General features: G+C 39.5%; 13 protein-coding genes and 1 pseudogene. 9 read left to right on the forward strand and 5 right to left on the reverse strand.

The window, feature by feature from the left end; translation table 11 throughout:
- Nucleotides 1-145: pseudogene (locus tag NCWK1_RS30325) on the forward strand (cupin); the annotation flags it as partial.
- Nucleotides 146-279: 134 nt separating this feature from the next.
- Nucleotides 280-753 carry an ArsC/Spx/MgsR family protein gene (locus NCWK1_RS28480; protein WP_096583218.1) on the forward strand — a complete coding sequence of 158 codons (474 nt, stop codon included), beginning with the start codon at nucleotides 280-282 and terminating at the stop codon, nucleotides 751-753.
- A gap of 99 nt (nucleotides 754-852) precedes the next feature.
- Here NCWK1_RS28480 and cysK read toward each other — a convergent pair whose 3' ends face one another.
- Nucleotides 853-1,797, reverse strand: a complete 945-nt coding sequence (cysK, locus tag NCWK1_RS28485; RefSeq protein WP_096583216.1) for a cysteine synthase A — start codon at nucleotides 1,795-1,797, stop codon at nucleotides 853-855.
- A 1,101-nt stretch (nucleotides 1,798-2,898) separates the two neighbouring features.
- Between cysK and NCWK1_RS28490 the strand changes: the two genes are divergently transcribed.
- The 6 genes from NCWK1_RS28490 to NCWK1_RS28515 all read left to right on the forward strand — a co-directional run bounded on the left by NCWK1_RS28490 (nucleotide 2,899) and on the right by NCWK1_RS28515 (nucleotide 5,856).
- On the forward strand, nucleotides 2,899-3,303 hold the full coding sequence (locus tag NCWK1_RS28490) for a hypothetical protein (RefSeq protein ID WP_096583214.1): 405 nt from the start codon (nucleotides 2,899-2,901) through the stop codon (nucleotides 3,301-3,303).
- Between the two features lie 30 nt (nucleotides 3,304-3,333).
- Nucleotides 3,334-3,615 (forward strand): hypothetical protein, encoded by a 282-nt coding sequence (locus tag NCWK1_RS28495; protein WP_096583212.1) that lies wholly within the window; start codon nucleotides 3,334-3,336, stop codon nucleotides 3,613-3,615.
- 2 nt (nucleotides 3,616-3,617) lie between these two features.
- Nucleotides 3,618-3,929 (forward strand): hypothetical protein, encoded by a 312-nt coding sequence (locus NCWK1_RS28500; protein WP_096583210.1) that lies wholly within the window; start codon nucleotides 3,618-3,620, stop codon nucleotides 3,927-3,929.
- Between the two features lie 186 nt (nucleotides 3,930-4,115).
- Nucleotides 4,116-4,478, forward strand: a complete 363-nt coding sequence (locus NCWK1_RS28505; RefSeq protein WP_245894895.1) for a hypothetical protein — start codon at nucleotides 4,116-4,118, stop codon at nucleotides 4,476-4,478.
- Between the two features lie 12 nt (nucleotides 4,479-4,490).
- Nucleotides 4,491-5,492 (forward strand): LLM class flavin-dependent oxidoreductase, encoded by a 1,002-nt coding sequence (locus NCWK1_RS28510; protein ID WP_103125074.1) that lies wholly within the window; start codon nucleotides 4,491-4,493, stop codon nucleotides 5,490-5,492.
- Nucleotides 5,485-5,856: a hypothetical protein gene (locus NCWK1_RS28515; protein WP_103125075.1), complete on the forward strand. Its 372-nt coding sequence runs from the start codon at nucleotides 5,485-5,487 to the stop codon at nucleotides 5,854-5,856. The genes NCWK1_RS28510 and NCWK1_RS28515 overlap by 8 nt, the downstream gene beginning before the upstream one ends.
- Nucleotides 5,857-5,974: 118 nt before the next feature.
- Here the strand turns inward: NCWK1_RS28515 and NCWK1_RS28520 are convergent, their stop codons facing one another.
- From NCWK1_RS28520 to dnaK, 4 genes are all read right to left on the reverse strand, one after another.
- Nucleotides 5,975-7,063, reverse strand: a complete 1,089-nt coding sequence (locus NCWK1_RS28520; RefSeq protein WP_187308144.1) for a sensor histidine kinase — start codon at nucleotides 7,061-7,063, stop codon at nucleotides 5,975-5,977.
- 6 nt (nucleotides 7,064-7,069) lie between these two features.
- The gene (locus tag NCWK1_RS28525) at nucleotides 7,070-8,227 is read right to left on the reverse strand and encodes an FIST signal transduction protein (RefSeq protein WP_096583202.1); all 1,158 of its coding nucleotides are present in this window, start codon (nucleotides 8,225-8,227) and stop codon (nucleotides 7,070-7,072) included.
- A 114-nt stretch (nucleotides 8,228-8,341) separates the two neighbouring features.
- Entirely contained in the window at nucleotides 8,342-8,992 is a 651-nt protein-coding gene (locus NCWK1_RS28530; protein WP_103125077.1) for an acetoacetate decarboxylase family protein, read from the reverse strand.
- A 131-nt stretch (nucleotides 8,993-9,123) separates the two neighbouring features.
- Nucleotides 9,124-11,031 carry a molecular chaperone DnaK gene (dnaK, locus tag NCWK1_RS28535; RefSeq protein WP_096583198.1) on the reverse strand — a complete coding sequence of 636 codons (1,908 nt, stop codon included), beginning with the start codon at nucleotides 11,029-11,031 and terminating at the stop codon, nucleotides 9,124-9,126.
- Nucleotides 11,032-11,517: 486 nt separating this feature from the next.
- Here dnaK and NCWK1_RS28540 point away from each other — a divergent pair, with 486 nt between their 5' ends.
- On the forward strand, nucleotides 11,518-12,510 hold the full coding sequence (locus tag NCWK1_RS28540; RefSeq protein ID WP_103125078.1) for an ADP-ribosylglycohydrolase family protein: 993 nt from the start codon (nucleotides 11,518-11,520) through the stop codon (nucleotides 12,508-12,510).
- Nucleotides 12,511-12,546 lie beyond the last annotated feature (36 nt).

Below are 12,546 nucleotides of genomic sequence, written 5' to 3' on the forward strand. Positions count from 1 at the left end.
TATTGTTAGCTTTACTCCCGATGCAATTCACAGCGTGCAAGCAGTCGGTGATGAACCAACTGTGACTTTTAATATTTATGGGGAAACTGATCCAAAACAACGATTTGAGTTTGATTTAGTTACCCAGACTGCACGAAAGTTTTAAGAAGGCAGGAGGCAGGAGGCAGAAGGCAGGAGGGAAGAATTTACTTACTCAGCACTTTTAACTCAGCACTCAGCACTTTATAGAGGGGAATCTGCGTAAGTCCTAAACCATAAAGTGGATTAGGAGCAAGTACAATGGCAAGAGTAATTTTTTATGAAAAACCAGGCTGTAAAAATGGCACTCGGCAAAAAGTGTTGCTGACTGCGGCTGGTCATGAAGTAATTGCATATAACTTATTAACCGAACCTTGGACAATTCAGGGTTTACGGTCGTTTTTTGGCGATCGCCCTGTAGCTGAATGGTTTAATCGGGCTGCACCCAAGGTAAAATCTGGGGAAATCATACCCGAAAACATCGACGCAGAAACCGCCTTGGTGTTGATGTTGCGCGACCCGCTATTAATTCGCCGCCCTCTAATTCAAGTAGGCGATCGCCGCGAAGTCGGTTTTGAAGTCGAAAAGCTTGACGCTTGGATTGGCTTAAAACCTGTAGATGAATCCTTCCAAGCTATGAGTGAAGACCTGATGAGTAAGGATTTACAAGGTTGCGCCCACGGTGGTAATCATCATCATGAACATGGCCACGGTCATGGTAATTGCAAACATTAAATTAAGTAAAAAGTAAAAGGGTAAAAGGCAAAAGAGTTTATTTTCTATTTTGACTGTTTACTCTTCACTTTTTACTTTTTCCTTTTAACTTTTGACTTCTTAACTAATGCTCAAATCTTGAAACATTGCTGTGCTGAGGTAACGTTCACCGAACGAAGGCTGAATCATCACAATCAAACGACCAGCGTTTTCTGGTCGTTTTGCTACTTGCAATGCAGCACACAAAGCCGCACCAGAAGAAATCCCCGATAGTAAACCTTCTTCTTTGGCTAAACGCCGTCCATAAATCATTGCTTGGTCATCACTAACTCTGATGACTTCATCAACCAGTTCCAATCGCAACACATCGGGAACAAATCCTGCACCGATACCTTGAATTTTATGTGCGCCAGCTTCGCCACCAGAAAGGACAGGGCTATTGCTGGGTTCAACTGCGATCGCCTGTAAACTAGGCTTACGTTGTTTCAATACTTCGGCAATTCCGGTAATCGTCCCGCCAGTACCAACCCCAGCAATCACAATATCTACTTCCCCATCTGTATCTGACCAAATTTCTTCGGCGGTGGTTTCGCGGTGAATTTTGGGATTAGCTGGGTTGCGGAATTGTTGCAGCATATATGCGTCGGGTGTATTCGCCACAATTTCTTCAGCTTTGCGAATTGCACCTCGCATTCCTTCTGGGCCTGGTGTCAACTCTAATTTTGCACCATAGGCACGCAGCATTGAGCGACGTTCTTGGCTCATGGTTTCTGGCATAGTCAAAATTAGGCTATAACCACGGGCGGCTGCTACCATTGCCAAAGCGATTCCGGTATTTCCAGAAGTTGGCTCAACTAAAATTGTTTTACCCGGTGTGATGAAACCCTCCGCTTCCGCTGAGAGTACCATACTCAAGCCAATACGGTCTTTCACCGAAGCTGCTGGATTCATACCTTCGAGTTTGGCAACTATTCGCGCCACTGCACCTTCAGCTTGAGGAATTTTATTTAGTTGAACTAAGGGAGTTGTGCCGATAAGTTCTGTGACATCTTTAGCAATTCGCATAAATTAACTCCTAAAACATTTAATTTTAAAGCAGCATATTTACTTATAACAATCATTTTTGGCTAACTGCTGAGGTTAGCGATCGCTAAACCTATTTACTTTCACTAAAGCATAAATATGTAACACCAAGAAATAATTTTGGTTAATTTACACTTAAATTCGCATTTTCTATTACCATTAACTTAACATTCTGCTATTTAAGTATTGCCAAATACTAAATATCAGTTTATCTAGGGAACTTTATTAGCCGATATTTGTCTAAAAACATATACAAACTCATTTCATATTCTTTAACAAAATCATCCTGAAATCAACAGTCTATTTAACAGTTTTGCTAAATATCTAAATTTCTCCATATAAAGCTCTAAAATGTAAATTAAATACAGTAATTTTATTCATCAATAAAACTTGATTATTTTGGGTTTATTTAATTGACTTTCTGAAAAAATTTAGTTATTTAAAATATGAAGTTTTTATCCTGAGTACAAAATTTATTCATCAAAATTTATTAAAAAAAATCGTTTTTAACGATAGCCTGTCTAGCTTTAAGTCTGAGTACAAAAGTTCCAGAACCCCACCTCAGTAATACTAGTCCCTTTACTCAAAAATGCTAGTCCATTTACCCCAAGCAATTTTTTAAAAGCTTGTGCATTAATGGTTTGAGGTTTTGAGTACAACCTTAATCTATTTAATAAACTTAATCCACACCTATTAAACAGCCATAGAGAAAGCCAACTGATATAAAACATATAGGATTTACGCAGAGATTCCCCTCTACCCCCCGAAATTCTCTAGCTTGCTAGTGAACTAGGGGGGACTTCTTAACCCCACATTTTCAAGTAAGAGTGCGTTAATTCGACAAGTATAAAAATATAATTTTTAGCAAAATAGGTAATTATCTACTAGTTACTTACTGGTTTAATTTAATAAACATGAAACTATATACCTAATTTATTTATGAATCAATAAAAACCATAGTCTTCAAGCTGTTTGGGATATAAACCATAACTAAATTTTGTAATTTACTATGTAAAACTCTCTAATCTAGACCCTAAACTCTAGCCTAAACACCTAGCTTCTACCTAGCCAAGGAGAGCAAAAATGAAAGTCAAACTTCTAAATGTTCTCACAGTTTGCCTTGTAACATTAATCGTAATTTCTCCAGCAATGGTAGCCCTAAAAGTAGTTTGGGAAAAACATGGAGAGTTAGTTAAGGCACAGAATTTAACTTGTGAAGTTAATAATATTAACAAAGTAAATCAAGCCTTAGAACCTGTGGTGACGGCTGGTGTTAATAATTGCGATCGCCAAATCGTAAACCAACCGCCAACTACTGATTTTGTATATAAACTTGCCATTATTCTGCAATGGTTTATCTTGCTAACCCCTGTGTGTATTGGGTTAGGAATTCTTGTATACGATAGGTATTTAGTACATCGTGCCGCCGTATTCCAAGAACAAGTAGAAATGTTAGAAAGACTTTGGCAACAAAGTATTGAACAATAATCAATCCATACTCCAAAATTAGCAAATATTATGACAGAAGAACGGCAAGCTCAATATTTTGATTTAATCGATAAATTATTGCAATGTCCTAATGGTCAAGAACCAGAAATTTTAGAAGCACATTCAGAATTAATTGATGCTAATTTCGTAGAAGCAATGGCTAGAGTTGCTACAATGTTTGCTCACGAAGGCAACCAAGATGGCGCTCAATTTTTGTTTTTTTTAGCTCGTGAGCTTGCTAAACAATTAGGTTTATATCCAGACTTTAAAAATTCCGAAGCTGCAAAATCTGAAGTGCCAAATAAGGAGTAATCATGCTACTGACGGCTACTGATGCTGGACATATAGCGTTAGAGTTTCTCTTAGCAGACTGGAATATTCGTGACGAATATAGAGAGTGGTTTACTATTATAAAATCTCGTTTAACTGGCGAGAGTTGGTACATTGTAGAGTTGGGTGTAGAAGGCTTCCCTGATAGATGGTTTATTCAAGTTTACGATACAGGAGAATGTGATCCAAGTTATACTTTTCTTTCCCCTATCAGTGGTAAAGAAGGATTTTCTGACTTTGGTGATTTACCAGAAATGGTTGCTGAAGTATTAGTCGCCGAACGCAAATCTCGATAATACATCTGATTATTTATAAAATATCGAGAAAGTTCAGATCCCCGTCTTCTTCAAGGAGCCGGGGATTTTGGTCTCTATTAACGTCTGACAAATCATTTTTTATATATTTTTTAACACTAAAAAGCAACATATAACACACTCTATGTCATGCTTGGTTGACAAATATATGTTATATTAAATAGCGTGATGAACGCTACAGAAACATCAGTTAAAATGATTACTGAAGATATCATCGCTAAAGAATTCAAAAGAATCATCAGCGAGTATTATCCAAAGGTTGGGGAACTATTAGACGGGTGCCATGTGAAAGTCATCACCTGTTTTTGGGGAAGACCGCCTAGACGTTTGCAATACATAGGTATTTACTGCTCTGAGGAAATGCTGCCCCATATTAGAGAACAACAAAAAATCCTCAGAGACATAGCAGACAATATGGGATTAGTCCAAGTAGTTTGTATGAATGCTAAACGCTTAATTCGTGATCCCAAATCGACGCTGAAAGATACCGATCCGCGCTTGTGGTTGGAGTTGCAAATGGTAGCAACCTAAGAATAGTAAACAATGAAAATTGGACTTTTCTGCAATTACGAAAATCATCATCAAAATGCCCGCCGGGCTATTTTTGAGCAAGTCGCTTTAGTTAGACAAGCCGAAAGCTTAAATTTTGCCGAAGCTTGGGTAAGTGAACATCATTTTAGTGAAATTAATATCAGTTCTTCTATGCTGCTATTAATGGCACATTTAGCGGGTGTCACCTCAACAATTCGCTTAGGCACAGCGGCGGTTTTACTACCATTTCACAACCCGATTCGGGTAGCAGAAGATATTGCTACCTTGGATAATTTGTGTAATGGCAGATTATTATTTGGAGTTGCTAAAGGTGGGCCTTTTCCTCAGCAAAATAAACATTTTGCGATTTCAATGGGAGAATCTCGCGCCAGAATGTTAGAGGCGATCGCATTAATTCATAAGCTGTTATATGAAAATGAAGTTTCATTTCACGGACAACATTATCAATGCGATCGCCTCACAGTTTACCCTAAACCGCTGCAACAACAAATCCCTGTATATATAGCCAGTGGTGATGAGACAAGCATAGAATTTGCCGCTAAAAATTCCTTTAGCTTAATGGGAGGGCCACCCTTTGCGCTAGAGAGATTGAAAAAGACAGTGAGCCAATATCGAGAGATTAATCCCAGTGGTGCAGACAATTTTGTCTTAGCGAGGTTCTTTTTTGTTGGACAAACCAACGCAGATGCTATCACCGAAGCGATGCCTTTTATCCGCCAATTTAGCCAAAAAATGAAAGCTAATTCGGCAGTAGTAATGCAGAATAGTTCCAATGGTCATAAGGCATTTGACCGTAGCAACATTTGTTTTGACGAAGACTATTTGATTGAAAATTCAATCATTGGTGATCCTATCACTTGTCGAGACAAAATCAAAAAATTTCATGACGAATTGAATCTAGGTACATTAGCGCTCAAACCGACATCGTTTGATATGCAAAAAAACATCGAAAGTTTGCAGCGCTACAACCAAGAGGTACGCAATTATGTCTAAATTAAACCTGCTTCCACCCGATGATTTACCTCCAACAAAGGTAACAAAAGAGGATGGAATGCTGCACCTAGAGCTAGAGCAATCGATTGGTAGATGTTTTTATTACAGTTGCGATCGCATTACTCAAGCTCTACTTAATAATTGTCAGTGGTATCTTACTGATAAAAACACCAAAGTGATGTTAGTAATTGATTGCCCTGACATCGTATCTTACTGGCATATAGTCAGCAATATTCCCCAATTAGGTAATAGATTAGAGAGATTTACAACTAATGCCAAAATCAAAGTTTATCCACCTTTTGGTAAAGGTGAGCCATTAGAAATTAGTGTAAATGAAATCTCTGCTTATCGAGATTGGCTGTAAATCATATTTACTAAATTCAGAAACCCAGTTTTTTCACGAAAGCTGGGTTTTTCTTGATAGATAACTTACCTAGTGAGTAAAAGAGCGATCGCATTGAATTTCAAAACATAACATCTAGCTACAGCCTTTGTAAAGGTATCATAATCATAAATTCCGTACCTACGCCAGGAATAGATTGACATTCTAGCTGCCCTTGATGAGTTTCCACAATTATTTGATAACTAATAGAAAGCCCTAAACCTGTACCTTTACCAACTGGTTTAGTAGTGAAGAAAGGATTAAATATTTGTTGCGTTGTTTTTTCATCAATTCCAATCCCATTATCACTTATGCGAATAGAAACCCAGTTATTGATTAATTCTGTAGTAATCTTGATAGTGGGGGTAAAAGTTGCAGTTTGCAGTGTAGCTAAACCATTTGTTTTAGAATAAGTATGCTGACTATAATTTAATTTCTGCTCTAAAGCATCAATAGCGTTACTAATAATATTTATTAATACTTGATTCAGCTTACCTGCATAACACTCTACCCTGGGTAGATTGCCGTATTCTTTAATAATTATAACTTCTAAGCAACCGAGTTGAGAATTTAAGCGATTTTGCAGAATCATCAATGTGCTATCAATACCTTCATGAATATTGACTTTTTTGAGTTCAGCTTCATCTAATCTGGAAAAAGTACGTAAAGAGCGAACAATTTCACTAATCCGCTGACTCCCTATTTCCATAGACTGTAAAACTTGTACAAAATCTTTTTTGATGAACTCCAAATCAATTTTTTTGATTTTATCAGCTATAGTTATAACAGGATTTGGATAATATTCTTGATAGCATTTTAGTAGTTCTAAAATTTCTTCGGCATATTGAGTAACATAATTAATATTGCCATAAATAAAGTTTACTGGATTATTAATTTCATGGGCAATACCAGCTACTAAAACTCCTAAAGCAGACATCTTTTCAGACTCTACTAATTTGCTTTGCATAGCGCGTAGCTTTTTTAAAGTTTCTTCTAAGTCGCGACTTTGTTCTTCTAAAGTTTTTTGTGAATCACGTAATTCGTCAATTACCTTGAGAAACAAAGCCTCTTTTTTCTCATTGGTTTCCTCTAATGCAATTCTTAAAGATTCAGAGCGCTCTAGTTTTTTTTGGAGAATGCGATTGGCTTTTTCCAATTGTTTAATTTTCTGCTCATAATCTAATTGCATGATTTTTTAATATATTCCTATCAAAAGGGTAACAAAAGTCTCATGATGCAATCTAGTTTCACCGCCACTGTTTAACGGAGAAATTTCACCATGAGTATAAAAACCACAACCTGGGATTTCTGCTGTCAAAAATTCCTGAGCCAGTTGATATTCTTCAATTGTGCGTGTACCTAGTAATAGCCGACGAGCCGCACAAGAAAAAAATAAAGCTGCATCAGGCTGTTTCCCAGGATAATTATTTAAGGCATTTATAATTGATGTTTTCGCAGCACCTAAAATCTCATCTCGACTTGCTTGTGCTATTTGAACACAAGCATCTGCTGGTACTTCTCCTAAAAAAGTAATGCTACCATTTTCAGGATTATAAATGCTAGGCGCACGCATATAAAATTCTTCAGTTTCTGATTCAAACACCGCTAAAGGATATTCACCAGAAGGAGGAAGACCACCTAAATAATGATGATAAAAATCTAATGCTGGTTTGCCATCAATTTCATAGAGAATATTTTGCTCAACATTGGTAACTTTGCCTTTTCTTCCTAGAGGATGCCAACCACTAGCGACTCCTTGAGAAAATAAGAAATTACCAGAAAATATCAATACAGGAACAGAATCACTGAGAATTTCTGTTTGAAAAAATTGATATGTCTTTGCAAATTTCCATTGATCGGCGGTTAATCCACCAAAAATAGGAATATCTTTCCCCAAAGCGACTTTCAAGCCTTCAACAATCACCACCCCATCAACTGTTAAACTTTCGGGAAAAGTCAAACATAATTGAGAGAGAGATTGATGTTTAATTTTTGCTTTTGCTTGTTCTACAGCTTGTTTCGTAGCTAACATTGGGTCTTGGGATAGATTTCTACCCAACCCTGCATAAATTTCAATTTCATCAGCACAAAATAGCATTAAAGCTAGTGAATCTTGCTGAAACTTTAATAATGAAGAAATTTCGGCATCGCTAGTACCACCAATTAACTCAATTCCAGGAAAAGCCAGCACAATTTCTTGCAAGATAAGTGCATAATCAAAATCTATTGCCGCAAATAAAATACCAGCTTGAGGACGTTTTTCACCTAAATTATCTTGACATTGCTCGATAACTTCAGTAATCGCCGCTAAAGAATCAGGGTCATTACTATGGCCAACTACTACATTCAACATATATATATCTGGTCTGGAAGTTTTCTACCGTGAATTTATTATTCCCAAACCAGATTGCTTTTATAATGCCGACTATAAATTTATTGGTGATAAGATAAGCATTCTTTCGCTATCTTATCTATAAATAACTTCGCCTACTCTTTGCCCTACAATTTCTGGGTGAGCAACTGTTAATGTCATCTGTTCAAAACGCCCAGTTAAAAAAGCCTGACCTAAACCTAGACTCGCAAAAGGACTGTCTGTAGGAACTTCTAATTGGGAACTAATCAAACCCAACCGCGCTTCACATTCAGCCGAAAATTTGAGTAACTCCACACCCTTAACACTGAAGGTGGAACCAGTCAGCCTTTGTCGCCAAGCTAAACTTTGCTGAGTATAATTCAGAGTACACAAATTGCGATCGCCCTGACTCACCCTCACCCGCTGATCATTTTCCCACGTAAAATCGGCCAATTCTTTCGGCAATCCCCAAATTTCTCGCCCACCAGCCACAGAATCAACGTTATCTACATAAATGTGCGAAATCCAAGCACCAATTTTATTTTGATAACTCACCACAGCCGGAGCAACAATTAACTCACTGTACTCCAACACAGAGCCTTCCCCGTAATTGGATAAATACACGCAGCCGAGAGTTTTACCCGGCCAGACAGAAAAAATTTGCAATTCCGACGGAATCAGGGAGCGTACTTGGTTAATATTTACCAGATGTAAAGAGGCGATCGCTTTGCCTCGAAGTGTCCAAGGCGTTGCAGGATATGACATATTAACCTATCACCTGTAACCTGTAACCTATATACCAAATCCCCGCATAAAAAAAATCCCCACCCAGGTGAATACCTAGATGGGAAATATTGAGTAGGGAATTTCTCACCTTCCCTACAACATTGGAGGAATTACTTGCTTTCAGTGAAATCTGCGTCAATTACATCATCACCGCTACCAGAGGAAGTAGAAGAACCGCCACCACCATCTTGAGGTTCAGCGCCAGGTGCAGCACCGCCAGCTTGTTGATAGATATTGCTACCAACCGCGAATAGTGCTTGTTGCAATTCTGGCATCAGCTTGGCGATTTGCTCATCATCCTCTTTAGCAACAGCTTCCCGCAGATCTTTTATCAAACCTTCTACTTTGGTTTTGTCAGCCGCAGGTACTTTATCGCCTAATTCTTGCAGCTGCTTTTCAGCTTGGTACGCCAAGGAATCAGCTTGGTTCTTACGTTCAATTTTCTCACGGCGCTCTTTGTCAGAGGAAGCATTTTGTTCTGCTTCGCGTACCATCCGGTCAACATCATTTTTATCTAAGGTAGAAGCACCAGTAATGCTGATGGATTGTTCCTTACCAGTACCTTTGTCCTTAGCCGTAACGTTGAGGATACCGTTAGCATCAATGTCGAATACCACTTCGATTTGAGGTACGCCACGGGGCGCAGGAGGAATACCATCAAGACGGAAGGTTCCCAAACTCTTGTTATCGTTAGCAAATTCCCGTTCACCTTGGAGGACGTGAATTTCTACGTTGGTTTGACCATCAACAGCAGTAGAGAATACTTCGGATTTTTTGGTAGGAATTGTTGTGTTGCGAGGAATAATCTTAGTCATTACACCACCCAAGGTTTCTACACCCAAGGACAATGGTGTTACGTCTAACAATAGAATACCTGTAACATCACCAGCCAACACACCTGCTTGAATTGCCGCACCAACGGCTACTACTTCATCAGGGTTAACAGTTTGGTTAGGCTCTCTACCCAAAATCCGCTTCACCAACTCTTGGACGGCAGGAATACGGGTGGAACCACCAACCAGTACTACTTCATCGATATCATTTTTGCTTAACTTGGCATCACGCAGCGCATTCTCTACTGGAATCCGAGAACGGTCAATCAAGTCAGAGCAAAGTTCTTCAAACTTAGCGCGAGTCAGCGTCATATCCAGGTGCTTAGGCCCGTCCTGGGTAGCGGTGATGAACGGTAAGTTAATTTCTGCTTGGGTAACGCTAGAAAGCTCAATTTTGGCTTTTTCTGCCGCTTCTGTTAAACGTTGCAGTGCTTGTCTGTCTTTACGGAGATCAATACCTTCGTCTTTGCGGAACTGTTCAGCTAAGAAATCAACGATTTTTTTATCAAAGTCGTCACCACCGAGGTGGGTATCACCAGAAGTTGCTAATACTTCAAATACGCCGTCGCCAACTTCCAATACAGATACGTCAAATGTACCACCACCTAAGTCAAATACCAAGATGGTTTCGTTGCTCTTTTTATCAAAGCCGTAAGCCAGAGAAGCAGCTGTCGGTTCGTTGATAATCCGCAGAACTTCAATCCCGGCGATTTTACCAGCGTCCTTTGTAGCTTGGCGTTGGGAGTCGTTGAAGTATGCAGGGACGGTAATTACTGCTTGAGTGACAGTTTCACCTAAATATTTGCTTGCGTCTTCCACTAATTTGCGGAGAACTTTTGCCGAAATTTCTTCTGGAGCAAACTGCTTGCCAGCACCAGGAGAATCTAGCTTGACGTTACCACTGCTGCTGAGGACTTTATAAGAAACTTCGGTTGCTTCATTAGTCACTTCGTCATAGCGACGACCGATAAAGCGCTTCACCGAGTAGAAGGTATTTTCAGGGTTCATCACCGCTTGGCGCTTGGCAATTTGCCCTACCAAGGTGTCGCCATTTTTGGCAAATGCTACTACTGATGGTGTTGTCCGAAAACCTTCTGCATTAGCAATAACCGTGGGTTTACCACCTTCCATCACTGCGACGCAGGAGTTAGTTGTACCTAAGTCAATTCCAACTACTTTTGCCATTTTATGTGCTGGCTCCGTATAACTACAAATGAATGAATGGGAATATAAGGACTAAATCTTGAACCAACTGGTTTATGAAAGCAGTTACTTCAGCATCAATGACCTTTAGCTCGGTGTTGTTGGGGTTATAGCCCCAAGTTCTGCTGATATATATACTGAGCTTGTATAGCCAGTCCATGAAGGGTGGTTTCCCGAACCTTATCTGGGACGGTTAATTTTAAAGTTTTGTTTAGTTGGTTCATGGATTAATTTGCTTTCACTTCGTCTAATTTATGAGAATTAATACATTGAGTAATTAGGGTGAACCGTAATCACCATGTGGTGTTTGCCGTCTTTAAACAACATTAACTCCAGAGATATAGAGAATAAATTAGCTATAAAAGGAGTCTGTGCTTGATAAATTCAGTTAAAACGCGGATACTTACACTTACTCAAGGGTAGATTTTGTAGCGTTTGTGTATTAAAAATGTAATTAAAAAACTATTTATGCGTCGTGCCTCTGGATGTTTATTTGGGTTAGCCTTTGGTGATGCCTTGGGCGCTGCTACAGAATTTTTAAATGTGAAAGAAATTTGTCGTCGCTTTCCGCCAAATGGGCCGCAAGAAATTGTTGGTAATCCTGCACGCGTTACAGATGACACACAAATGACATTAGCAGTAGGGCAAGCCCTGATTGAGGTTGGTGTCGCAAACTTGAGTTTGCCTAATTTAGAACCTATTCTCAGACGTACTTTTGTTGAGTGGTTACACAGTCCAGACAATAATCGCGCTCCTGGGATGACTTGCTTACAGGCTTGTGAATATTTGGAATCAGGTCTGCCTTGGCAACAAGCAACTAGACCCAACTCCAAAGGCTGTGGTGCAAATATGCGTGTTGTGCCTGTAGGTTTGTTGCCCACAGATGATAAAATGCGTGCGGCAGTTGCTCAATTTCAAGCAGCATTAACTCATGGTCATCCTACTGCCCTCGCTGCTTCCGATTTAACCGCAGCAGCAATTACTTATCTTGTCAAGGGTGGCGAACCACAAAAATTGCCGACTCAATTACGCAACTATGCTCTAACTCAGCGATCGGTTTATCATGCTGATTGGCTGGATTATTTATGGCAACGTCCAGGCATTCAGACACCAGAAGAATTTATTAGTCGTGGTTGGGATGAGTGTTTAGCAGTACTCGACCGTCTTGATGCAGCATTAGTCAACCCCAACCGCGACATTGACCCCTGTTTAGCCATAGGTGAAGGTTGGGTGGCAGAAGAAGCCTTAGCTACAGGTCTATTATGCTTTTTGTTATTTCCAGAGGCACCTTTAGCGGCTTTGCGACGTGCTGCACTCACATCTGGTGATTCTGATTCCATTGCTTGTTTAGCAGGTGCTTTTGCTGGAGCATATTTAGGAATGGCAGTATGGCCAGAAGATTGGGTAGTTCGGATTGAATACCGCGACCAATTGGCGGCCTTGTGCAAAGTTTGGGATTAACAGTTATGGCAGGAGGCAGAAGGAAAAGTCTTACTA

The sequence above is a fragment of the Nostoc cycadae WK-1 genome, from assembly GCF_002897135.1.
Classification (GTDB): Bacteria; Cyanobacteriota; Cyanobacteriia; order Cyanobacteriales; family Nostocaceae; genus Nostoc_B.

Excerpts from the sequence above, each read along its gene's own strand:
- NCWK1_RS28480 (WP_096583218.1), top strand. The coding sequence starts at position 280 with ATGGCAAGAGTAATTTTTTATGAAAAACCAGGCTGTAAAAATGGCACT.
- cysK (WP_096583216.1), bottom strand. The coding sequence starts at position 1,797 with ATGCGAATTGCTAAAGATGTCACAGAACTTATCGGCACAACTCCCTTA.
- NCWK1_RS28490 (WP_096583214.1), top strand. The coding sequence starts at position 2,899 with ATGAAAGTCAAACTTCTAAATGTTCTCACAGTTTGCCTTGTAACATTA.
- NCWK1_RS28495 (WP_096583212.1), top strand. The coding sequence starts at position 3,334 with ATGACAGAAGAACGGCAAGCTCAATATTTTGATTTAATCGATAAATTA.
- NCWK1_RS28500 (WP_096583210.1), top strand. The coding sequence starts at position 3,618 with ATGCTACTGACGGCTACTGATGCTGGACATATAGCGTTAGAGTTTCTC.
- NCWK1_RS28505 (WP_245894895.1), top strand. The coding sequence starts at position 4,116 with ATGAACGCTACAGAAACATCAGTTAAAATGATTACTGAAGATATCATC.
- NCWK1_RS28510 (WP_103125074.1), top strand. The coding sequence starts at position 4,491 with ATGAAAATTGGACTTTTCTGCAATTACGAAAATCATCATCAAAATGCC.
- NCWK1_RS28515 (WP_103125075.1), top strand. The coding sequence starts at position 5,485 with ATGTCTAAATTAAACCTGCTTCCACCCGATGATTTACCTCCAACAAAG.
- NCWK1_RS28520 (WP_187308144.1), bottom strand. The coding sequence starts at position 7,063 with ATGCAATTAGATTATGAGCAGAAAATTAAACAATTGGAAAAAGCCAAT.
- NCWK1_RS28525 (WP_096583202.1), bottom strand. The coding sequence starts at position 8,227 with ATGTTGAATGTAGTAGTTGGCCATAGTAATGACCCTGATTCTTTAGCG.
- NCWK1_RS28530 (WP_103125077.1), bottom strand. The coding sequence starts at position 8,992 with ATGTCATATCCTGCAACGCCTTGGACACTTCGAGGCAAAGCGATCGCC.
- dnaK (WP_096583198.1), bottom strand. The coding sequence starts at position 11,031 with ATGGCAAAAGTAGTTGGAATTGACTTAGGTACAACTAACTCCTGCGTC.
- NCWK1_RS28540 (WP_103125078.1), top strand. The coding sequence starts at position 11,518 with ATGCGTCGTGCCTCTGGATGTTTATTTGGGTTAGCCTTTGGTGATGCC.